The organism is Alteromonas sp. RKMC-009 (genome assembly GCF_003584565.2).
In the GTDB taxonomy this organism is placed as follows: domain Bacteria; phylum Pseudomonadota; class Gammaproteobacteria; order Enterobacterales; family Alteromonadaceae; genus Alteromonas.
This window is the reverse complement of record NZ_CP031010.1, coordinates 328,721-351,532: the sequence shown is the minus strand read 5'-3', so window position 1 is coordinate 351,532 and position 22,812 is coordinate 328,721. Positions and strand designations below refer to the sequence as shown.

The following is a 22,812-nucleotide window of genomic DNA, read 5'->3' as shown; positions in this document are numbered from 1 at the left end:
ACTATGCGCTTCTTGTTGTCCCGGCATCTCGCCCAGTTTGTAGCAATTTATGATAAAGGCTCGTTGCGGGCGGCATCGGAGGTACTGAATGTGTCCCAGCCTGCGCTGTCGAAGAGTTTGAGTCAGTTTGAAATGCTACTGGATGTGAAGTTATTCGACAGAACCGGAGGCCGTTTAAACCCCACTCCCTTCGCAGATATTCTCAGGACCAAAGCCAATATCATCCTTAAGGAAGCGGAGATAACCACCCGTGAAATTGAGAAAATTAAGCAGAACTATTACAAACCTCTCACAGGCAGCGCCGGCCCCGTCTGGTTGTCTGAGATTTTGCCGGATGTATTGCCTTCGCTGTATCACCAGTTTCCTGGCTTGAACATCGGCATTAAGCTTGAATCCGCAGACGTTGCCATTCCCAAAGTACTCAATGGTGATTCTGACATGTATTTTGGCTTGATCCCCGCCGGGGATCTTGCTCACGGACTCAGCGCCATTCCGCTGTTAAATCTCGAAAGCATGCTGTTCGCCCGCCGCTCACATCCTATCCATGCCCTGCCCGCGAACGAACGCGCAACGTCCCTGTGCGATTATCCCTGGTCTGCATTCGGGATCTGGGAAGGTGCGATAAACATTTCCATGAAAGAGAATCTGCAACGCAAAGGCATTCCTTTTTCCGGCTTCACCTACGGTATCGAATCTTTACTTGGCCTTGCCCGTATCGGCCAGCAAACCGACCATATCATTATGTCTGTGGATGCAGTGTCAGAAACCTTTGCACAGTACGATTTAATTCCTGTAGAGGCAATTTCACTGAATCAGACGTTCTCGTCCGGCATGGTATGCCGCACCAGTCTGACAGATTTCGAACCGGTGAATTATCTGCTGGAAGCGTTGAGAACCCGATATAATCAATCGTAATTTCCCATAAGTTATAGGTTGATAATTTAATATCAATTGTAGTTATCACAAGACGCGTGCAACATTAACCTTAAGTTAACCTCCAGTTAACAAAGAAGAGTAAACAGATCCTGTCTGTTTGTAGTTTCTTTCCGGACAACGACTTTTGATTACTGAGAGCACGATGACACACACAAAAAACAGATGCCTGAAAAGCACATTAGCAATCGCCATTGCCTCCACCTTTTGCAACCCCGGTTTTGCTCAGGACACGCCAACTGATGATATGGAAGTCATCGCTGTTACCGGGATCCGCCAGAGCCTCACTGAGGCCATGGGGATTAAAAAAGAATCCTCCACCGTTGTTGATGCGATTTCTGCCGAAGATGTAGGTAAGTTCCCTGACATTAACGTTGCGGAATCCCTTCAACGTATTACAGGTGTCCAAATCAACCGCTCCCGCGGTGAAGGCTCCTCGATCAATATACGGGGCCTGCCTTCCGATTTCGTGCTTGTCCGCATGAACAATGTGGCGTTACCAAATGCGTTAACGGATACCGGTTCAGATACCAGCCGCAGCTTTGACTTTACTTCTTTACCCAGTGAATTTGTCAGAACCCTGGAAGTACATAAAACGCCCACGGCGTCTCTTGAGGAGGGTGGCCTGGCCGGCTCAGTGGTGATCCGCACTCCCCGCCCCTTCGACTTTACTGAGCGCCAGCTTGCGCTGTCAGTGCAGGGCAGCAAGGAGTCAAACGCGGAAGATATTGGTCCCCGTGTTACTGCTTTCTACAGCGATGTTTATGGCGACGGTGATTTCGGTCTGACACTGGGTGTGTCTTACATGGAGCGGAATTCCGGCACCCAGGATTTTCTAAATTTCGGTTATACCAGCTTTTCTGAAGCTGAAGGTTTCACCAGCGGTTCTCAACAGTTTGGCGCTTTTACTGAAGACGGGATTGCCAATCCGGAGATCTGCGACGGCTCTGTGGCCTCACGGGACTTATGTAGCGGACAGGACTTCAACGGTAATGGCGTACTGGATGATGGCAGTGTAGCCATTCCCTACATTACCTTTCACACCATGTACGACGAAAAGCGCACCCGCACCAGTGCAATTTTGTCAGCCCAGTGGGCGGCATCGGATAACCTTGAGCTGACGGCTGACGGGTTTTATACAAAATATGAAGTCGACAGCGCGCGGGCAGAATTCCTCGCCTTCCCCTATAACTCACTGGGACCGTACTATCCTGACGAGTCTGAAATCCGGAACATTGACGGACGTGCAGTGGCAACGACGTTCCGCGCCGATAATGTGGATACCCGTGCCGGAAACCGGATAGAACAGCGGGAAGGTGATACCTGGTCGATGACGTTGCTGGGTAAATATCTTACTGATAACTGGACAGTTAACGGTCAGGTAAACCGCTCCCGTTCTTCACAGCTGGCAGACAATCTGAATATTGTGAACAGTACGCTGGTGGATTTAACGCTGCAATCTGAACAGGGTGATGCGGTTACCTCAACCACTTACATGAACGGTTCTGAAGACCGTGTGCTGGACCCGCAGAACTATCGCCTCGTTGGTGTTAACGGTGCCTACAACCAGGCATCATCGGAAGATTTACTGGATATAAAACTCGACGCAGAGCGCTATCTGGATTTCGGCAATATCACGAAATTCAAAACCGGCTTTCATTACGCTGACCGCAATAAAGTGGGTCAAAGTGCCAGACTGACAATGAATGTAGCACAAATTGAGTCACTGTTTGGCGACCAGCCTCCGGTGGAGCTGTTCGAACAACTGGGGATCACCGGCACCTCTTCTGCCGCTTTCCTGCTACAACCGGTATCACCACTGAACGGCGCGTATCTTGAAAACTATCCGGGTCTGATTCAGGAACGGCTGGCCATTGATACCCGCAGAATGCTGAACAGCTTTTCCCGGGAAGAGCTGATAGCTGCCGGTAATTACGGTATTGATCCCACCCTGTCGGAGGATGTATCCGAAGAAGCGACCAATGCCTATGCCGAAATAGAGTTTGAAAGTGGCGATGGCAATCTGTCGGGTAACTTTGGCGTTCGTTACACCCGCACAGAGCAATTGTCCCGTGGTGCCGGCGCTGACTTAAATCAGATTACCTTCAATCCTAACGGCGGGTTAACCACAGTGGCACCGCTGGGGTTAATCGAGGAATCTAACAGCTACAGTGAATGGCTGCCGAGTCTTAACCTTCGCTATAACCTCACAGATGAGCTGATTGCGAGATTTGGTGCCAGCAGAACCATTGCCCGTCCGCGCTTTACAGACATTTCGCCGGTAACGGTAGCGAACGTGGAAGCCAACAGTATTACAGGCGGTAACCCGACACTGGATCCGTTTAAATCGAATAACATCGATGTGGCTCTGGAGTACTACTACGGTGACACAGATATGGTATCTGCAACGCTGTTTTACAAAGATCTGGTGTCTCTTATCCGATCCGGCTCTACGGTAATAAACCTGCCTGTGACCAATGCATTAACCGGGGAAGTTTTTACAGCGCAATTTATTGACCGCAGTCCGTCTAATGGCGAAGGTGCCAAAATTCGTGGTGCGGAGCTGGCCGGTCAGCATAGTTTCGTTTCACTGCCTGGCTTGCTGTCCAATACCGGTGTTAATGCCAACTATACCTTTATTGATAACAGCGACCCGGAAGCCATTACGGCCGGCTCAAAGCACAACTTCAACGTGGGCGGATTCTACGAGGATGACACTTTCGGCGCGCGTATCTCCTATACCTGGCGCGACAAATTTCTGTCTCAGCTTGTAGCATTCGGTGGCAGAGGCGCGGTTACTCAGGCATACGGCACGTTAGATGCATCGGTGAATTATAACGTATCGGAGAATTTCACCGTTGTCGTGGAAGGCGTGAACCTGCTTGATGAAGCGGTAGAAATTAAGTTCACCGACGGCCTGCCCTATCAGGTTGTAGACAATGGTCGCCGGTTGTTTGCGGGATTCCGCGCCACGTTCTGATTTCCAGTGAGTGCCCGGCCAATCCCTCAATACCCCGATATTACGGCCGGGCCTTTTTTCTCCCCTAGTTTAAGGAATTTACCAGTGAGCTATGTAACTACATTGCTGGCAGCTTCTGCCCGCGTTTCACTTATCACCGCATTTTCGCTGGCAGGGCTCAACAGCGCTATGTCAGCCCCGCAACCGGAGCAACCCAATATCATCGTGATGATGGCTGACGATATGGGCTACGGAGATCTAAGCACCTACGGGCATCCCAATATTGTGACTCCCAATTTAGATGCAATGGCCACAGAAGGGATCAAACTCACCTCGTTCTACGCTGGTCAGGCAGTATGTACACCCTCCCGTGCGGCACTGATGACAGGGAGATATGCCATCCGCTCCGGTATGCAGCAGGTATTGATGCCTGATTCAGATCGCGGCCTGCCCCAGTCTGAATTTACGATGGCTGAAATGCTTAAATCTCAGGGGTATCAAACTGCTATGGTAGGAAAATGGCACCTGGGCGATAAAGCCGGATTTTTGCCGGTGGACCATGGCTTCGATCAGTATTTCGGCTTGCTTTACAGCAATGATATGACTGATCCCTGGGTGACAGCAGAATTGATGGGCAGAGAAAGTATGTCTCCGCTGCAAATGTTCCGTAACGACAAGCCTGTGGGCGTGATCAAAGACCAGTCTGTACTCACCACATCATACACCGAAGAAGCTGTTGCCAATATAGGCGCATTTTCTGACGACAAACCTTTCTTTTTATATATGGCCTGGTCCATGCCCCATTTACCGGTGGCAGCACCGGATTTTCAAAAGGGAAAATCCGCAGGCGGATTGTATGGCGATGCGGTATCAACGATTGACTGGAGCGTTGGTGAAGTACTGAACGCACTGGAAGAAAAAGGCGTAGCGGACAACACCATTATTGTATTTTTCAGTGATAACGGCCCGTGGCAAAACCTGCCGGACAGAATGGTTCAGGGCGGTGTGGAACGCTGGCATGTGGGCAGCGCCGGCACGTTAAAAGGTTCAAAAGGCACAACCTATGAAGGCGGTTCCCGTGTCCCTGCCATCATTCACTGGCCTGACAGCAAAATTAACGGCTCGGTCAATTCAGAATTGATTTCTGCACTGGATTTATTCCCGACATTCGCCACATTAAGCGGCGCAACTTTGCCTGAAGATCTCACACTGGACGGCGCGGATCTGTCGGATTTTCTGAAAGGTAATACTCCGCATAGCAAAGACAATTACTTCTATTATTTCCGTGGTGATGTGGCTGAAGCCGTCAGAGATAAAAAATGGAAACTGCGCCTGTCTCCTTTTGATGAATTCAGCGGTGAGATGGCCAGTGCCAGTGATACCCGTGTTCAGCCTGAACTGTATAACCTTAAAGATGACCCGTCAGAGCGCTTCAATGTGGCTGACTCTCATCCTGAGATAGTTGACCGGCTGACGAAACAACTGGCGCGGTTTGCTGAAGAGACACAGTCACAAACTTTTGCCGGTAAATGAGATTTCACAGCCAGGCGATGCAAACCGGATTTCAACATCCGGTTTGCTTATTACAAAATCCGTTGTCTGCGGTGTCTTTTACTACTGACGTGCATGCAAGCCAATGGTGGTGCCTACGAATCCCCCGGCCTTTTGTGTGCTTAACAGAGTTGCATCAAGAGTATCGCCTGCAGAGATCCACTTTCCGTTTTCTTTGTAAGAAAAAGCGATCTTGCTTCCCTTGCCCTCAACTTTCAGGGTTACCGGCTCACCCGCAGAGGTAGTAAGCTGTCGCTCTGAAATAACGCTTACTTTGCCGTCGGCTACTTGCTCAATGAAGGCAGAATACTTGCCATTTTTCCCATGCAAGCCGAAGAAATAGTGGTAGTCCGCACTCTGAAAAGCAGCGAGACCTGCGGTAGCCGTTGAATCAGCGGGTATCGTCACTTCAGTGGTCGCAGAAAAATTTGCCGCAGCCTGATGGGTTCCTATATAGCTTACTTTTTCCTTACTTGAGAGTAAGCCCGGCAACGGTGTGATATTCAGCTCACCATTTCCGGTACTCAACCAGTCGCGGTCGAACTCGCGCAAACCTTGCCAACGGAAACTAAGCTTCTTGTCATCAAAGCTGTCTTTCCATGAATAAAAATCGGTCCCCTGTGCAGCCCGGGTACCAGCCGGACGAGTTACCGTAACCGGTACAGGCGTTTCAGGTGGCAGGATATGGGGCCATTCGTTTAGCCACTCCACAGGTAACAAAAAGGTATCCCTGCCCGTGTTGTACAAGTCGAAATCGTACGGCCGCGTGCCAAGAAACACCGCCCACCATTCGCCCTCTCCGGTTTGGATAAAGTCTGCGTGCCCGGCAGTATCCACAGGGTTGGCACGGGGATAGGTTAAATCCCTCTGTGTCAGAATCGGATTATTTTCATAGGGTATAAAGGGGGCATCCAATGAACGGGAGCGAAATACGACCTGCGAGTGTTGCGGACCTGTACCACCTTCAGCACACGACAAGTAGTACCAGTCACCGATTTTATAAATATGCGGAGCTTCAATCCATATGGGCTTCTTAGATATATCTACACCACCATTCACAAGTAACTGCCGGCTTTCAGCTAATACTTTTTGAGACTGAGGGTCATATTCCCACATCCAGATTGCACGATGCCCCTGATAAAGAGGTTCTCCGGGAGGCGCGTCATTATGGGTGATGTAAACCCGCCCGTCTTCATCGAAGAAAATATCCGGATCAATTCCCCCGACTTCAGGCAACCAGATTGGTTCAGACCATGGCCCTTCCGGGTTTTCAGCTGTAATAATAAAGTTTCCTCCATTATCGACTGACGTAGTGATGATATAAAATAAACCGTTATGGTAGCGAATGGTGGGTGCAAATATTCCCCTTGAGACCGACGCACCTGCAAACTCCATCTGTGACTTGCGATCGAGGGCATAGCCGATAAGGGTCCAGTCTGTAAGGTTCTTACTATGTAATACCGGTAAACCGGGCGTGTAACTGAAAGAAGATGTTGTCAGATAATAGTCCTCCCCCCTTTTGGTGACAGAAGGGTCAGGATAAAAACCTGGTAATACCGGATTCAAAAATTTCCCCTCCGGCGCTTCTCCGGGTCCTCCCGGAGTTGAGTACTCAAACCAGTTAAAAGTTACTTTACCTGAAGTGTGGTCAGCATTTATTGCAGTACCGGATGTGACTGACTGTGAATTACATCCCGCCAATACAAGACCGGCAATAATAGAACAGATGAATGTTTTGCTTTTCATGAAATAGCCCGGGTTGAAGTTTAATTTGCATTACATGTGATAGTAAAAGCGGCTTCAATCCTGAGGAGTTATGAAAAATCTTAAACCCGATTGCGTTTTTGTTAACACAAAGAAAAAAACATTACTTTTTAGCTACACCGCAGTTACGTTTATTAGTATTACCCTCGCAATTGCTCTTTTTCTCCCGGAGTATGGGGCTTACCTGGCAAATTGATATTAAGGGAAAGACGGGTGAGTACGGGTAATTGTTACAGATATTTTTTTTCTTATCTGATGTGTGTATTTTCGTCCGTTACACTGGCTGCTCACAATCCTGTAGTTAACATGGATTTACCTGACGTTTCCGTGGTGCAGGCCGGGAATAAATACTACATGAGCAGCACAACAATGCACTTAAGCCCCGGGCTGCCAATTTTAAAATCCGATGACCTGGTCAACTGGGAAATCGTGAGTTATGCCTACGACCGGCTCGTGGAAAACGAAGAAATCAACTTGCAAAACGGTAAAAATGCTTACGGCAAAGGCTCATGGGCAAGTAGTCTTCGCTACCACAATAACCGTTTCTACGTATCAACATTTTCCGCTACTTCAGGAAAAACCCATATTTATTCTACTACTGATGTAGAAACCGGCGACTGGCAGTCACACAGTTTTGAACCGGCATTACATGATAATTCATTATTTTTTGATGATGATGGCCGTGTTTATATGATTTACGGAGGTGGTCAGATAAAACTAATTGAACTGGACGAAGATGCCACTTCGATTAAACCTGAAGGTCTTAATAAAATACTAATAGATAACGCAAACCTTGTATTTGGCGAGCACGATGCTGGCGGCCTTCCTGCTGAAGGTTCACAGATGTTCAAGATTAACGGGAAGTATTATCTGTTCACAATAGCTTCTCCTGAAAGCCACTGGTCACGCACTGTCATCGTTCACAGAGCAGATGAAATAACAGGCCCCTATGAAAGCCGCATAATGATGCAAGACCGTCAGGTCGCTCAGGGGGGACTGATTCAGGCGCCGGATGGCGCATGGTACGCAATGTTATTTGGCGATCGTGGACCTGTAGGACGCATTCCTTTTCTGGTTCCTGTTAGCTGGCAAAACAACTGGCCTGTATTAGGGGTAGAAGGTAAAGTGCCAGATATACTGCCTCACCTTCCTGCCCGCGCAGGATACAAAGGGCTGGTCAGTTCTGATGATTTCGAAAGAAAGGAAGGCGACCGGCTACTCCCGCTGGTATGGCAATGGAACCATAATCCAGATGACAAAAACTGGACTCTACTAAGTGATCCCGGACGCTTAAGAATTTCCACATCACGGATAGATGAAAACGTACTTCACGCCCGAAATACATTGACCCAGCGCACTTTCGGGCCAACCAGCTCTGCGAACACGCAAATAGATGTCAGCAACATGAAAGATGGAGATGTTGCAGGCCTGATTGCCCTGCAAAAGGAATATGGCTTTATTGGTGTGAGAGCAGAAGGCGACAACAAAATTATAATTGTTGAACAGGCTGCTCCCGGTTCAGACAAGCCTGTTCCTCCAAAGTCATCTGTAGGGAGTCAGGCATCAGTGCCCCAGGGTCAGGAAGCAGTTTTTTTACGAATAGACTGCGACTTCCGGACAAACGTCGCCTCTTTCTACTACAAATTCGACGATGAAGACTGGATACCCCTGGGTTCGAAGTTGCACATGAGGTATACAATCCCCGAGCACTTTATGGGGTATCGTTTCGGTCTGTTCAACTACGCGACAAAAACCCCGGGCGGCTCGGTTGACTTCAACTACTATCAGGTTGGGAAACGTTCAGAGATATATTAACCGGAAATACTCAGAAATCTTCTGTATCAATATCAGCCTGTGCGCCTGCGCCATAGCGGGCACCCTGCACGGTTTGACGGTTGATGATGTCATCAGCCTGTGCAAATACCTGTGCATCAAGAGACACTGCGCTAGCCTTTAAATCTTCCGTTAAGTGCGCTTCTGACTTCGTACCGGGCAAAGCGTGAATATGTTCGCCTTGTGCCAGAACCCAGGCAATAGCCAGTTGAGCCGGCGTGACACCGTTTGCTTCAGCAAGGGCTGCAAACTCAGCGTACAGCTTTTGATTTGCTGTCCAGTTGTCACCCTGAAAACGTGGCATGCCTTTACGGATATCACCATTTGCCAGTGCTTCCGGGTTGTCGATACAACCAGCCAGATAACCACGGGCCAGCGGGCTGAAAGCCACAAAATCGATACCCAGTTTCTGACAGGTTTCCAGCACAGCAATTTCTGCATTGCGGGTCCACAGAGAGTATTCTGTTTGCAGGGCAGCAATGGGGAATTCTTTATGGGCTTTCTGCAAAGAGTCTGCTGACACCTCAGACAAACCAATGGCACCGATTTTACCGGCTTTCACCATGTCACCTAAGGTACCCACACTTTCTTCCACTGGCACATCTTTGTCGATTCTGTGCAGGTAGTACAGGTCGATGTGGTCGGTCTGCAGACTTTGCAGAGCGGTATCCAGAGTTTTTACCAGAGTATCCGGACGCCCGTCGATGACACGTTTGCCGTCAACGCCTGTCATGCCGCATTTACTGGCCAAAAAGATGTCTTTTCGAAAGCCTTTGATGGCTTCGCCCACCAGCTTTTCGTTACTGCCAAAACCGTAAAGCGCGGCAGTATCGAAATGGGTAACGCCCTGTTCAAAAGCAGAAGCCAGCAACTTGCTGGCCTCCTGCTGAGAGACTGAAGCGCCGTAAGCGTGGTTGAGGTTCATGCATCCAAGGCCGATTTCGGATACCAGACGACCAGCCAGCTTTCTTTGTTTCATTCTCTCTCTCCCGTTAACTTTTAAACCGCTTCCGCATTATGCCTGATACGCTGGCTGTCGTTGCCTGACGTTGTCGACACACGATACGGAAGACTAGCAGCATCAGCTGTTAAGTTGCTGCTCCAGATCGTGAAGCACTTTATAACAGTTAATGACTTTGTGAACACTGCTGTTCGGGTCGCGGCCTTCTTTGATGGCAGACAGGAACTCGCGATCCTGAAGCTCGATACCATTCATGGACACATCGACTTTGGACACATCAATGGCATTTTCGCGGCCATCCACCAGGTCATCGTAACGGGCAATGTAAGTGCCGTTATCGCAGATATAGCGGAAGAATGTACCCAGCGGGCCATCGTTATTGAACGACAGTGACAGTGTACAAATTGCACCGTTTTCAGCCTGCAGCTGAATTGACATGTCCAGTGCAATGCCCAGCTCGGGATGGATTGGTCCCTGAATCGCATTCGCTTTAACGATAGGAGAACCCGCCTGATATTCGAATAAATCCACAGTGTGGGCAGCATGGTGCCACAGCAGGTGATCGGTCCAGGAACGGGGCTCGCCTTTGGCATTAATATTCTTACGACGGAAGAAGTACGTTTGTACGTCCATCTGCTGAATATTCAGTTCACCGGCTGTGATTTTATTATGTACATACTGATGCGAAGGATTAAAGCGGCGGGTATGGCCAACCATGCACACTTTGCCGGTTTCCTGTTGGGTTTTCACAACCGCTTCTGAATCTTCCCAGCTGTCTGCCAGCGGAATTTCGACCTGTACGTGTTTGCCGGCTTTCATACATTGAATAGATTGCGCAGCATGTTGTTGTGTAGGGGTACAGAGGATAATGGCATCAGCATCGGATTCCAGTGCATCGTCCAGAGACGTATACACATTCGGAATACCGTATTCGTTTGCCACGGCTTGTGTCTTTTCTAAATTACGGCCAACCAGACCAACAACTTCAGCGTCATCGATATTTTTCAGGCCATCAAGGTGTTTGATCCCGAACGCACCGGGACCCACTACGATTACTTTCATTTTATTCTCCCAACTCATTTCTGTTCAGCCAGCCAGACCTGCATCATTCCTGAAGGCACCGGCGGCGATGATTAATCCGCCCAGTAAAGGCGCATGGGGTTATCAATTAATAATTTACGCTGCAATGCTTCTGTGGGGGCGATTTTGGGGATCATATCCACCAGGTGCCCGTCATCCGGCATATGTGTTTTCATGTTCGGATGCGGCCAGTCTGTTCCCCACAGCACGCGGTCTTCAAAACGGGTAACCACTTCCCGGGCGAACGGCACAACGTCTTCGTAGCCACCTTCCGGTCCCACAATGGACAAGCGCTCAGGACAACTTACTTTCGACCAGAAGTTTTTATTCTCTTCCAGCAGTTTCAGAAACAGAGCAAACTCAGGCCCGTCTACCGGTTTTGTTACGTCAGGGCGGCCCATGTGATCAACCACAACAGTGGTCGGCAGGCTGGTGAAGAAATCATACAGCTCAGGCAGTTCCTGAGATTCAAAGTAAATAACGATATGCCAGCCAAGAGGCTTAATTTTCTCAGCAATAGTGCCCAGCGAATCGAAGGGCAGCGCGTCTACTAACCGCTTTACGAAGTTAAATCGAACGCCCCGTACACCAGCGGCATGCAGAGCCTGAAGCTCCTCATCAGTAATATCCGCTTTTACGGTAGCAACGCCGCGGGCGAGACCATCAGAGTGATTTAGTGCGTCAACCAGTGCGCGGTTATCAGCGCCGTGGCAGGTAGCCTGAACAATGACGTTGCGGCTGAAACCCAGATAATCACGTAGCGCCCACAACTGGTCTTTAGACGCATCGCATGGCGTGTACTTGCGCTCCGGCGCGAAGGGGAATTCATTACCGGGACCAAACACATGGCAATGGGCGTCAACAGCACCTTCAGGAACCACAAACTTCGGCTTCGACGGTGACTCGCACCAGTGCAGCCAGTCGGCATCAACAGTAAAACCACTCATTAATTCATTCTCCTGCTGACAGTGAAAGGAGCGCAAAATATTTCGGGCACCGGATTTCGCTGTCAGAAACGATTCAGTTGCGGCGTAATAACTACAAGCCGTTTCAGGGCTAACAGTATGCTACCGCGAATCAACAGATGCTGTTAAGAAATGCGACGACAGACATTAGTTTTTTCTATAACGATACGAAAAATACAAGTAAAAAAGCACTATTTACAATTCAGCCTTTTAAATAAGAATTAAAAGGCTTTCGCCCCTTTCATCAGCATTCAAAACAGATTTTACAGCCATAAATAAATTGTCATAAACAGATACCAGTGCAGCAGAACGTTTACAGCTCGCTCCGGCGTCTGAATTCCCCCGCCGTAGTACCTTCCGCCTGTTTAAAGAAACGACAGAAATAGCCGGTATCTTTGAACCCTAACGTATCAGCAATTTCATCCAGCGATTGCCGGGTGTAAATCAGTCGCCGCTTCGCTTCATTTACCAGCCTTTGGTGGATCAGCTTTTTCGGGGTGGTATTAAGATGCTGTTGACATATGCGGCTAAGGGTAGAGACAGAAATGTACAATTTCGATGCATAATCATTCACATTCATATGTTGCTGATAATGCTTGTCGATGAGCTCACGAAAGCCCAACAATACTCTGGAATCCCGGCCCGATGTACCGGCAAGATTACGGGCTGTATTTTGTTGCCTGGCAACCAGCACAAACAGAAGTTTAAGCAACATATGGATGCTCACTGTGGCGCCGGGATCATTGCTGCGCATTTCACCGGCCAGCATATGCAGATAAGCAACGAACCGTTCAGACTGATGCTTGTCCTGAAATTCAATAGCCTGTGAAGACCATACTGCACCGGTAAAGTCCGCGATAGCGCTGTCACTGCGCAATGCATTTACCACATCGGCATTAACGGAAAGCACGTAGCCGTTTGTGTCCGGCGCAAAGGTAAATCCGTGCACTACGCCGGGCGGTAGTGTCACTACCCAGTCTCCCTGAAGCGTCAGCTTTTCATCATCCCGTTGCACTGTCCATTCATCATCAAACACACAAATAAGCTGGAATAATTTGCCGTGGCGGTGAGGCGAGATCTCCCACCCCAATCCCGCACTGCGGGCGCGGATATCTTCCAGATGAACAAAATCAGCGCTTAGCTTTAAAAACGACTCACCATATAAATCATAGAAGGGGATTTCATCTGGCTTCACGGCTAAAAACTGCTTCACGAAGGAAAATTCTGATTAAAAAGTACAACAACTGTTTACAAAACCCAAGGTTTTTTACGTATCGCAAGCCATTCAGGACTCACAAACAATCATTTTCAATCCATAATAATCATATTTGATATTTATATTTTCGATATCACGTAGAGAATTGCCCCACGGGAAAACCTTACTCTGCCTGACCTCACAGGGCATGCATAGTCTGAACTAATACATTATTAAAAATATAGTATTTTACTTTTGTATATGCATTGTTAAATCTTGGTAACAAATTACACACCTGTCGGTTAATACTGAGAGTTATAACGATGAAAACACCCATGCCACTACACAAGCTTTCTCTTGCTGTTATTGCAGGATTAAGCGTTTCAATGAGCGCCACTGCCATTGCACAGGACACACAAACAGAAGACGAGGAAGACGTTGAAGTCATTTCCGTTACCGGTACGTTGATCGAAGGGGTTAATCCCGTCGGTTCCAACGTGATTGGTTTGAATCAGGAAAAAATCATTGAGCAGGGTGTGACCTCTGCGACCGATTTGCTTCGCCGTATTCCACAAATGGCAGACTTCAACGCCGTGCCGGAAAATACCCTCACAGCCTCAATTCCTTTTGAGCCACCACAAATTCGCGGTATTGGCGGCTTGAGCGGAATGGCGACTCTGGTCATGTTGGGCGGTAACCGCCTCGTACCGGTTGGCCCGATGAACTGGGTGGACTCGTCGATGATCCCGGCAAGTTTGCTTGAGCGCGTAGAAGTGATTCCGGACGGCGGCTCGTCTATCTATGGTTCTGATGCTGTTGCCGGTGTCATCAACTTCATTCCTAAGAAAGACATGGAAGGCGGTGAACTTAGCGTACAATATGGTATGGGTGCGGGCGACTACGACCGCATTGATATTTCCGGCGGCTTTGGCACAAGCTGGGATAAAGGCACACTGGTCACTGCATTCTCTTACGGCGACCGTTCACCGATGTACGGTAAAGATCAGGACTTCATTAAAGAAGATCTCACCGGTGTTGGCGGTGCAGATTACCGTTCTACGTCCTGTACGCCCGGTAACATTCTGTTAGACGACACCTTATATGGTTTGCCCGGTGTAGATGCATCATCACCGAACTACTGTTCTACCTACGACGACCAGTCTTATTATCCGGAAGAAGACCGTTATTCACTGTTCGCCAACCTGACTCAGGAACTGTCCAGCCGTTTAAGCCTGGATGTGCTGGCGTACTATTCACGCCGTGAAGCCACAGATTACGACCCTTCAGATATTCGTGCTTCCGCAACGATTACCTCTGACAACCCTTATTTTATCGCTGTGGGTGATGAGACCTCTAACACGGTTTCATTCTCTTACGCGGATGTGTGGGGCAGCGCCGGCGCAAACCCGTCCATGTATGAGCAATGGCAGGTTACGCCCACCCTGACTTATCAGCTCACCGATACGTGGAAAATTAAAGGTACCGTGAACTACGGTAAGAGTACGTCGTACTATCATGACTATTCTATTAACGCTGATGCTCAGCTTGCAGCACTTTCTGCCAGTACCACTGAGACGGCACTTAACCCTTATGACGTGTCACAAACCAGTGCATCAGTACTGGCAGGCATTAATAACTGGCTTGACGACACCAGTACTGATCAGGATTTAACGGAATTCAAAGTCATTGCCAACGGCGACATGTTTGAAATTGCCGGGGGTATGATGCGGGCAGCGGTAGGCTCAGAATACCGTGAAGAATCCTTCTATCAGTCGGTAACGGCTGGCGAAGTGGGTAACCCTTCTACCTCTTCAGTACGCGACATCGACCGTAACGTTAAGTCGGTATTCGGTGAAATTTACATCCCCCTTGTTGGTGATGACAATATGATGCCGGGTATCCAGCATCTGGACGTGTCTATCTCCGGCCGTTACGACAAGTACAACGACGTAGGCTCAAGTTCAAACCCGAAAATTGCGGTGACCTGGAACCCCACCGAAGACGTTACCGTTCGTGGTACCTGGGGCACATCATTCCACGCCCCGGCACTGGCTGACTTAGCGGCACCGCTGCAGTATGAACTGTTCCTGCCAATCAGTCCGCTGCGTTCATCAGACAGCCCCTTCGTCCCTGATTTCTTTAAGCCGTCATTTACTTTAGGCGGTGCGTCAGAAGGCATTAAGCCTGAAACCGCAGAAACTATGTCATTAGGGACTGACTGGTACGTCACCGACTCCACGAAGGTGTCACTGACGTACTGGAGCATTGCGTACGAAGATCGTCTGGATCAGAACGCAGGCTTCTTCTTCGGCCCGGCGTATTATGATGCAGAAGTGAATGAAGACTACTACATTGTAAACCCGTCATCGGTGGAAGAAATCATCGCGAAATTTGGCGACTTCCCGACTCAGGGTTACGAAAGCCTGCAAGCCATGGTCGACATTTACGGCTTACCCTATGTGGTAAGCGACCAGCGTAAATCGAACATGGGCGCTTACGAAGTTGATGGTCTGGACTACTCAGTGCAATGGTTTGGCGATATCGATTTAGGCGAGCTGGACTTCTCATTAAGCGGTACCTACATCATGAACCGTGACAAAGAGAACGTAAAAGGCGCCGGCTTTAACGACACGCTGGCACTGGGTGACTTTAACGAAGCCATTTCAGCGTTCAACAGTGTGGCCACTTTAGGCTTACGTCGTGACGACTGGTACTTCTCCGGTACAGTTTATTACCGTGGCAGTGCTGATGTGGCAGAGGAACATATCGATTCCTACACCACCCTGTCGCTGTTCGCCAGCTATGACTTCAGCATGGATACGCAGGTAACGTTCAACATTGATAACGTGACGGACGAAGATCCTCCGTTCCGTAACATCGATGAGGGTGTGGCTTATAAGAGCATGGGCCGCTTCTTATCTGTTGGCTTCAGAACCCGTTTTTAATTAATTTTCCTACGCGGAGGGCTGCCACGAGAGTGCCAGCCCTCATTATCATTTTTAAGGGGCAAGTTTATGACCAAACCCGTAAAACCGTTTCTATTCACGTTATCCAAAGTGGCGCTGGGCCTTTCTCTGCTTTCATTCAACAGCGCTGCAAGCACACTCGAAGACGACTTCATCACCCCGCCTCAATCTGCCAAACCGTTAGTGTGGTGGCACTGGATGAACGGTAACGTAACCCGTGAAGGGATAGAAAAAGATCTCGCCTGGATGAACAAAGTGGGTATTGGCGGTGTGCAGAACTTTGACGCCCAGTTAATGACACCCAAAATTGTCGATACCACACTGGAATACATGACACCGGCCTGGAAAGACACCTTTGAATATGCACTGAGCGAAGCGAATAAACACAATTTTGAATTCGGTATCGCCGCGTCGCCGGGCTGGAGTGAAACCGGGGGTCCCTGGGTGAAGCCGGAACAAGGCATGAAAAAGCTGGCGTGGAGCGAAATTACCATCGACGCCAGACAGAAAAAAGCCGTTCGGGTGCCCCAACCGCCCACCAATACCGGCGTTTTTCAGGATTTTTATGGCTCCGACGAAATCTTTGCTGATCCGGCCCATGGTCACAAAACTTTGCCGGTACATTACGAAGACATCGCCGTACTGGCGGTACCGGTGCACGACCAACGCATTCAACCGGTTTCGGTAAGCACCAACAATGATGACAAGCTGGATTTAGCGGTATTAAGTGACAGTTCTTTCAGCGCGTCCACGAACAGTACGTCACACCCGGATGCCCCGCTGGAAATAACCTTCGATTTTGGTGAAAGCAAAACGGTGAGCAGTTTATCTTTTGCCATGCCACCACCGGGCATGTTTATTCCGGCAGCCTTTCTGCCCACCCTGCAAGCCAGTGTTGATGGTAAGAACTTTGAGGATGTCACCACCATTCCGGTAGGTTCAACCACCCAAACCACCATCAGTTTTCCTGCGGTTAACGCGCAGTATATGCGAATTGTGATGACCGCAAACCCGAACGGTAAATTTGCCTTACCGTCTTCTGCTGCACCGGGCGCTGCGCCGCCTCCGGGCTTTCAGTTACCTACGGGTGAGAAGAAACAAGAGCCGGTAAACCTGCTGGAAGTGGCTTTTTACCCGCAGGCAAAAGTGCACCGCTTCGAAGATAAAGCCGGTTTCGGCATTGTTGAAGACTACTATCCGCTGTCGTATCAACACGATGAAAAAGGTATCGCCAAAGACGCCGTTATTGATATCACCGACAAGCTCAATGCCGACGGCTCGTTGAATTGGCACCCGGAAAAAGGGCAATGGAAGATCATCCGCCTGGGCTACAGCTTAACCGGTAAAGAAAACCACCCGGCTACAGTGGCAGCCACCGGGCTGGAAGTGGATAAATACGACGCAGCCGCGGTTAATGCGTACATCGACCACTATCTCAACATGTATAAAGACGCCAGCGGCGAGTACGCCTTAGGTGAAGGCGTAAAAGCGTTACTCAACGACAGTATTGAAGTGGGCGCATCGAACTGGACGCCGAACATGTTTGCGGAATTCAAGCAGCGTCGAGGTTACGACTTAACGCCCTGGTTACCGGCCCTGGTTGGCGTGATCATTGGTGATGCGGTACAAACCGATAAATTTCTCTACGACTACCGCTTAACCTTAGGCGAAATGCTGGCAGACAACCACTACGCCGTGATCAGCAAGCGGGTAAAAGAAGCGGGCCTGAAACACTACTCCGAAGCGCTGGAGAACGGTCGCCCTACATTGGGTGACGGCATGCGTATTCGCAGTAACGCCGATGTGCCTATGGCCGCCATGTGGGCCTTCGATACTCAAAATCAGGTTGGGCCGCAGCCGCAGTACTGGGCAGATATCCGTGAAGCGGCATCTGTGGCGCACATCTACGGGCAAAATCTGGTAGCGGCAGAATCGCTGACCTCGGCGTCTTCGCCCTGGGCCTTCTCGCCCCGGGATTTGCAGCCCATGATCGACATGGAATTTGCGCTAGGTGTAAACCGCCCCATCATTCATACATCGGTTCACCAGCCCAACGACGATGGCCCTGGCCTGAGTTTATTTGTGTTTGGGCAGTACTTTAACCGCCTGGAAACCTGGGCAGAGTATGCAAAACCCTGGGTAACCTACATCAGCCGTAACGCTTACATGTTGCAGCAGGGTCACTTCAAGGCGGATGTGGCTTACTTCTACGGTGAAGACACACCGCCCACCGCGCTATACAACGACAAGCCCTCAGAAGATGTACCGCTGGAAAATGCGTATGACTATGTGAATAACGACATCATTACTGAGTTGCTTGAAAACTGCGGTAAGGATTTATGCACAGACTCTGGCCAGCGCTATGCCGTGTTGTATCTTGGCGGCACGTCGCAATACATGACACTGCCCGTGTTGCAACGTATTGCTGAACTGGTGACCAACGGTGCAACAGTGATTGGCAAGCAGCCTCTTGCCAGCCCGTCGCTGGCAGACGATACAGCCCGTTTTACTGATCTTGCAACTAAACTGTGGAGCGGTAAAACCGGCAAAGGCCGAGTTATCAATGCCGACGACGTAGAGAGCGGTATTAAAGAAGCCGGTATCACACCGGACTTCCGCTACGCAGGAAAACATGACGACACCACCTTGTTCTTCGTTCACCGTCAGACAGACAGTGAAGAGATTTACTACTACACCAACCGTAAAAACCGCGAAGAACCGGTCACCTTGTCGTTCAATGTGTCGGGCAAGAAGCCGTATCACTACAACGCGGTTACCGGTGCCGTGACTGCTTTGAATAGCAAAATCAAAGACGGGATCACCGTGATTGAAAAGACCCTGGCACCTTACGAATCCGGTTATGTGGTATTCGGTGATTCACCGGCAAAAGTGAGTAAGGTTGCTTCCACGTTCAGCAAATCAAAAACGCTGAAAGACGAATGGCAGGTGACCTTCCAGCAAGACCGTGGCGCCCCAGCCAAAGCGACCTTGTCAGCCGGAAACTGGGCGGAGTCGGACGATACCGGTATCCGTTATTTCTCCGGCACCGCCAGCTACACCCAATCTTTCAACATCGATAAGGCGATGCAAGGCAAACCTGTACAGCTGCATATTGAAGATGTGCGGGATGTGGTGGAAGTGGTCGTGAACGGGCAGGTAGTGAACACGCTGTGGAAGCCACCGTTCGAAGCCGACGTATCGGATTATCTGAAAGCCGGTGAGAACACGGTAACGCTGAATATTACGAACCTGTGGGTGAACCGCTTAATCGGTGACGCGCAGCCGGATGTGAAGCAGAAGTATACCTTCACCACCCTGCCCGCCTATGTGCCGGATGCACCGCTCAGACCTTCTGGTCTGTTGGGCGATGTGTCGCTGAAGTGGTAAATGCTTTTGATCTCAAAAAGCCCCGGCCTTCACCGGGGCAACACCACTGACACATGGGTGCAAAGACGTTTTTGAACTCAATGAGCGTAATCGTTCAGCGCGAGGCGGATGGTAATAGCAGCAACAAGCCCCCCCAGACAAATTCCCCAGATTGTTTTTACTACAGCGGCTGTACTGAACGCGAGGGCTTCGATATTTACAGCAAAAGTGAGCAACGCAAAAAAGTTTAATGACAGGGCCGCTCCAAATACAGCAAACACCAGTGCACGAAGCACGGGATGAGACGGTAGCCACGATGTGTGACCGGATTGTCCATTGATGTGCAACTGGCCGTTGCGGATACGCTTGCGGGTAAGAAATGAGGGAAAGAACGCCCCCATAAAGCCGATAGCCAGCCCCTGAGGAATGCTGTCAATGAACAGACCGCTGTCGCCCTGCATAGGCACCACGTCCAGCCCTCCGAAGATCAGGAAAACAAAAAACAAACTGAATAAGCCGTTGATGACCGCTCCTACCACGGTTTCAAGGCTTTTGTAGCGGTTCAGGGTCATATCGCTCATTTTGTTATCATCCTTTTCAAGTTTTTAACAAAATGTAACTTACGTAATTTCTTCAATACGAACAAATTATTTATTTGATGCCATGTATTGATAAAAACTATAGATGAAAAAATCCCCGAACCGTTCGCCCTGCTCGCGGAATGTGTCAGGTTTAACCATTAATCCAAACTATACAACCGCCAAAAATGATTATTATTCCTGAGAGTTAATTCACGTTATTTTTACAGTTAAGAAATTAATTTTTGACATCAGGACGTAACATGATCAACCGCAGACAATTCCTTGCTATGGCCTCCGCCACTATGAGCGCCCCGCTTTTAGCCAAAGTCGCATCTTCATCTCTACCTGCTGGCGGTCAGTTTCCCGATAATTTTCTTTGGGGTGCAGCCAGCGCCGGACATCAGGTTGAGGGCAATAACGTTAATTCAGACATTTGGCTGCTGGAGAACGTAAAGCCAACGCTCTTTAAAGAGCAGTCTGGTGATGCCTGCAACAGTTTTGAGTTGTGGGAAACCGATTTAAATTTGTGCAGCAATCTGGGATTCAGCGCGTACCGTTTCTCCATTGAATGGGCACGCATTGAGCCAGAGCCGGGCCTGTTCAGCCAGGCAATGATTGACCATTACAAACGCATTATCGACGGTTGTCACAAGCGCAACATGGTGCCTCTGGTCAGCTTTAATCATTTTGCCAGCCCTGTATGGTTTGCTGCCCGCGGCGGCTGGACCAATCCCGAAGCGCCTGCACTGTTCTCAAATTATTGCAGCAAAGTAGCGGCGCAACTGGCTGATGGTATTGGCTATGCGGTTACCTTTAACGAACCTAATTTGCTTCGTCTGCTGAAAGTATTAGGCATCCCGCCTTTCGTGTGGGACATGCAGGAAAAAATGCTGGCTGCCGCTGGCAGAGCCACGCAATCAGAGCACTTTACCGGCCTGAATGCTGCGCGTTTGCAAGATCTGGATGTAATGAACCCCATTCTTATTGAAGGGCATAAAGCGGCACGTCAGGCTATTAAAGCCGAACGCACCAACCTGGACGTTGGTTTTACCCTGGCGATGCTGGATGATCAGTCTGCAGGTCCGGATTCTGTGCGCAACGAGATGCGTAAATACAACTACGGCGACTGGCTGAAAGTTGAAGAGACTGATTTTATTGGTGTGCAAAATTACGAAAAGGTAGTGTGGGATAAAAATGGACACGTTCCCACGCCGGACGATGCAGAGAAAAACCACTCAGGCAGTTGGATAGATGCTTCCTCGCTGGCAAACTGCGTAACCTACACCTATGCGGAAACCGGCAAGCCAATTCTTGTGACAGAGCACGGTATTGGCACTGAGGACGACAGCCAGCGTGAGCGCTTTATCACAAACTCGCTGAAGCATCTGCAAAGTGTGATTGATAAGGGCGTGCCGGTAAAAGGATACATTCACTGGACGCTGCTTGATAACTTCGAGTGGGTTTCTGGCTACGAACCGAAGTTCGGCCTGCATACCGTAGACAGAAAAACCTTTGAGCGGAAGCCAAAGCCCAGCGCGCTGGCTTATTCCAAAATTCTCAAGCAAAACCGTGTGTAGTCCGGCATGCTGACTTTATGCGCCTCGTCAGGCGCCTGCTCTCAGATATCCATCATTATGCTGGAAAAAGCGCAGGCAAATTATGCCCTGCGCGCGGTACATCTTGCTAAAGGCGACCATAAAACGGCGGAGTATTTAGCTGTAAATCCTAAGGGAAAAGTACCGGCTCTGCTGACAGATACAGGCGTGATTACAGAAACACCGGCCATATTGCTGTTTCTGCACGCACACTATCCGGATGCAGGGATACTGCCCGCTGACATCAACAACGTGGAAGCAGTGAGCGATCTGGCCTGGTTTGCCAGCTTCTTTCACCCGCTGATCACGCGTTATTGCAAGCCGGACTTACTGGGCGTAACCACTGATGTTGGCGCAGTGAAAGATGTAGCAGCATCGCAGTTAAAATCGGCGTATCAAACCGCAGAGAAGCGGTTGAAAGCCAGCCCTTACTGGTATGGTTACGACTGGAGTGCTACAGACGCTTACCTGTTCTGGACGGTAAACCGGCTGAAACGTGCTGGCTTTGATTTTTCAGAGTTTGAATACGTTATTCAGCACTATCAGCAAATGCTGGCCAGCCCGGTGATTAAACGGGCACTGCTGAAGGAAAAAGCGCTTTGAAAGAAATTAACGGCGGGACACAGGAAAAGCTGTCCCGCCGTATTTCCTAATGCGCACTGCTCTTAGAAAGTACATTCAATACCACGACGCCACAAATGATCAGCGTCATCCCCACTACGCCCCAGGCATCCAGTTTCTGGCCAAATGCAAACCAGCCTACTACTGCAACCAGAACAATGCCCATGCCCGACCAAATCGCATAGGCAATGCCCAACGGGACCGTTTTTAAAATGAGCGATAAAAAATAAAATGCAGCGCCATATCCAGCCACAACGAGCAGCGAAGGCCCGACTTTGGTAAAACCTTCGCTCGCTTTCAATGCTGACGTAGCGATAACCTCTGAAATAATCGCAACGCCCAAAAATAACCAACTTTTCATTAGTATCCCTTAAAAAATGCTCTACTCTTCTAATCGTTCAGCGACGGATGCTAACGTTCCATAATTCCCAGTCCAGAACAG

The 22,812-nt window shown here is 49.4% G+C and carries 15 protein-coding genes; 8 read left to right on the top strand and 7 right to left on the bottom strand.

Annotation, left to right across the window (positions count from 1 at the left end; translation table 11 throughout):
• The first annotated feature begins 3 nt into the window (after positions 1 to 3).
• From DS731_RS01495 to DS731_RS01485, 3 genes are all read left to right on the top strand, one after another.
• Positions 4 to 915, top strand: a complete 912-nt coding sequence (locus tag DS731_RS01495; protein WP_119499677.1) for a LysR family transcriptional regulator — start codon at positions 4 to 6, stop codon at positions 913 to 915.
• 163 nt (positions 916 to 1,078) lie between these two features.
• The gene (locus DS731_RS01490) at positions 1,079 to 3,913 is read left to right on the top strand and encodes a TonB-dependent receptor (protein WP_119499676.1); all 2,835 of its coding nucleotides are present in this window, start codon (positions 1,079 to 1,081) and stop codon (positions 3,911 to 3,913) included.
• A gap of 84 nt (positions 3,914 to 3,997) precedes the next feature.
• Entirely contained in the window at positions 3,998 to 5,425 is a 1,428-nt protein-coding gene (locus tag DS731_RS01485) for a sulfatase family protein (RefSeq protein WP_119499675.1), read from the top strand.
• An 81-nt stretch (positions 5,426 to 5,506) separates the two neighbouring features.
• Here DS731_RS01485 and DS731_RS01480 read toward each other — a convergent pair whose 3' ends face one another.
• Entirely contained in the window at positions 5,507 to 7,189 is a 1,683-nt protein-coding gene (locus tag DS731_RS01480) for a glycoside hydrolase family 43 protein (RefSeq protein WP_119499674.1), read from the bottom strand.
• 273 nt (positions 7,190 to 7,462) lie between these two features.
• Here DS731_RS01480 and DS731_RS01475 point away from each other — a divergent pair, with 273 nt between their 5' ends.
• Positions 7,463 to 9,022 carry a glycoside hydrolase family 43 protein gene (locus DS731_RS01475; protein ID WP_119503250.1) on the top strand — a complete coding sequence of 520 codons (1,560 nt, stop codon included), beginning with the start codon at positions 7,463 to 7,465 and terminating at the stop codon, positions 9,020 to 9,022.
• Between the two features lie 10 nt (positions 9,023 to 9,032).
• Here the strand turns inward: DS731_RS01475 and DS731_RS01470 are convergent, their stop codons facing one another.
• The 4 genes from DS731_RS01470 to DS731_RS01455 form a co-directional block, all read right to left on the bottom strand.
• Complete coding sequence (locus DS731_RS01470) at positions 9,033 to 10,019, bottom strand: aldo/keto reductase (RefSeq protein WP_119499673.1); 987 nt, start codon at positions 10,017 to 10,019, stop codon at positions 9,033 to 9,035.
• Positions 10,020 to 10,121: 102 nt separating this feature from the next.
• Positions 10,122 to 11,063: a Gfo/Idh/MocA family oxidoreductase gene (locus tag DS731_RS01465; RefSeq protein ID WP_119503249.1), complete on the bottom strand. Its 942-nt coding sequence runs from the start codon at positions 11,061 to 11,063 to the stop codon at positions 10,122 to 10,124.
• Positions 11,064 to 11,134: 71 nt separating this feature from the next.
• A complete protein-coding gene (locus DS731_RS01460; RefSeq protein ID WP_119499672.1) occupies positions 11,135 to 12,028 on the bottom strand; it encodes an amidohydrolase family protein in 894 nt (297 codons plus the stop codon).
• Between the two features lie 331 nt (positions 12,029 to 12,359).
• Complete coding sequence (locus DS731_RS01455; RefSeq protein WP_119499671.1) at positions 12,360 to 13,259, bottom strand: helix-turn-helix domain-containing protein; 900 nt, start codon at positions 13,257 to 13,259, stop codon at positions 12,360 to 12,362.
• A gap of 317 nt (positions 13,260 to 13,576) precedes the next feature.
• Between DS731_RS01455 and DS731_RS01450 the strand changes: the two genes are divergently transcribed.
• Together DS731_RS01450 and DS731_RS01445 are read left to right on the top strand one after the other, a co-directional pair.
• Entirely contained in the window at positions 13,577 to 16,186 is a 2,610-nt protein-coding gene (locus DS731_RS01450; protein ID WP_161599067.1) for a TonB-dependent receptor plug domain-containing protein, read from the top strand.
• Between the two features lie 69 nt (positions 16,187 to 16,255).
• A complete protein-coding gene (locus DS731_RS01445; RefSeq protein WP_119499669.1) occupies positions 16,256 to 19,594 on the top strand; it encodes a glycosyl hydrolase in 3,339 nt (1,112 codons plus the stop codon).
• A gap of 77 nt (positions 19,595 to 19,671) precedes the next feature.
• Here the strand turns inward: DS731_RS01445 and DS731_RS01440 are convergent, their stop codons facing one another.
• On the bottom strand, positions 19,672 to 20,154 hold the full coding sequence (locus DS731_RS01440; protein ID WP_119499668.1) for a hypothetical protein: 483 nt from the start codon (positions 20,152 to 20,154) through the stop codon (positions 19,672 to 19,674).
• 260 nt (positions 20,155 to 20,414) lie between these two features.
• Between DS731_RS01440 and DS731_RS01435 the strand changes: the two genes are divergently transcribed.
• Positions 20,415 to 21,731 carry a glycoside hydrolase family 1 protein gene (locus tag DS731_RS01435; protein ID WP_119499667.1) on the top strand — a complete coding sequence of 439 codons (1,317 nt, stop codon included), beginning with the start codon at positions 20,415 to 20,417 and terminating at the stop codon, positions 21,729 to 21,731.
• A gap of 6 nt (positions 21,732 to 21,737) precedes the next feature.
• Positions 21,738 to 22,352: a glutathione S-transferase family protein gene (locus DS731_RS01430; protein ID WP_119499666.1), complete on the top strand. Its 615-nt coding sequence runs from the start codon at positions 21,738 to 21,740 to the stop codon at positions 22,350 to 22,352.
• A 46-nt stretch (positions 22,353 to 22,398) separates the two neighbouring features.
• On the opposite strand, the gene DS731_RS01425 is transcribed toward DS731_RS01430, so the two are convergent.
• A complete protein-coding gene (locus DS731_RS01425; protein ID WP_119499665.1) occupies positions 22,399 to 22,731 on the bottom strand; it encodes a DMT family transporter in 333 nt (110 codons plus the stop codon).
• Positions 22,732 to 22,812: the final 81 nt, after the last annotated feature.

Excerpts from the sequence above, each read along its gene's own strand:
- DS731_RS01480 (WP_119499674.1), bottom strand. The coding sequence starts at position 7,189 with ATGAAAAGCAAAACATTCATCTGTTCTATTATTGCCGGTCTTGTATTG.
- DS731_RS01430 (WP_119499666.1), top strand. The coding sequence starts at position 21,738 with ATGCTGACTTTATGCGCCTCGTCAGGCGCCTGCTCTCAGATATCCATC.
- DS731_RS01470 (WP_119499673.1), bottom strand. The coding sequence starts at position 10,019 with ATGAAACAAAGAAAGCTGGCTGGTCGTCTGGTATCCGAAATCGGCCTT.
- DS731_RS01440 (WP_119499668.1), bottom strand. The coding sequence starts at position 20,154 with ATGAGCGATATGACCCTGAACCGCTACAAAAGCCTTGAAACCGTGGTA.
- DS731_RS01425 (WP_119499665.1), bottom strand. The coding sequence starts at position 22,731 with ATGAAAAGTTGGTTATTTTTGGGCGTTGCGATTATTTCAGAGGTTATC.
- DS731_RS01460 (WP_119499672.1), bottom strand. The coding sequence starts at position 12,028 with ATGAGTGGTTTTACTGTTGATGCCGACTGGCTGCACTGGTGCGAGTCA.
- DS731_RS01435 (WP_119499667.1), top strand. The coding sequence starts at position 20,415 with ATGATCAACCGCAGACAATTCCTTGCTATGGCCTCCGCCACTATGAGC.
- DS731_RS01465 (WP_119503249.1), bottom strand. The coding sequence starts at position 11,063 with ATGAAAGTAATCGTAGTGGGTCCCGGTGCGTTCGGGATCAAACACCTT.
- DS731_RS01475 (WP_119503250.1), top strand. The coding sequence starts at position 7,463 with ATGTGTGTATTTTCGTCCGTTACACTGGCTGCTCACAATCCTGTAGTT.
- DS731_RS01495 (WP_119499677.1), top strand. The coding sequence starts at position 4 with ATGCGCTTCTTGTTGTCCCGGCATCTCGCCCAGTTTGTAGCAATTTAT.
- DS731_RS01445 (WP_119499669.1), top strand. The coding sequence starts at position 16,256 with ATGACCAAACCCGTAAAACCGTTTCTATTCACGTTATCCAAAGTGGCG.
- DS731_RS01490 (WP_119499676.1), top strand. The coding sequence starts at position 1,079 with ATGACACACACAAAAAACAGATGCCTGAAAAGCACATTAGCAATCGCC.
- DS731_RS01450 (WP_161599067.1), top strand. The coding sequence starts at position 13,577 with ATGCCACTACACAAGCTTTCTCTTGCTGTTATTGCAGGATTAAGCGTT.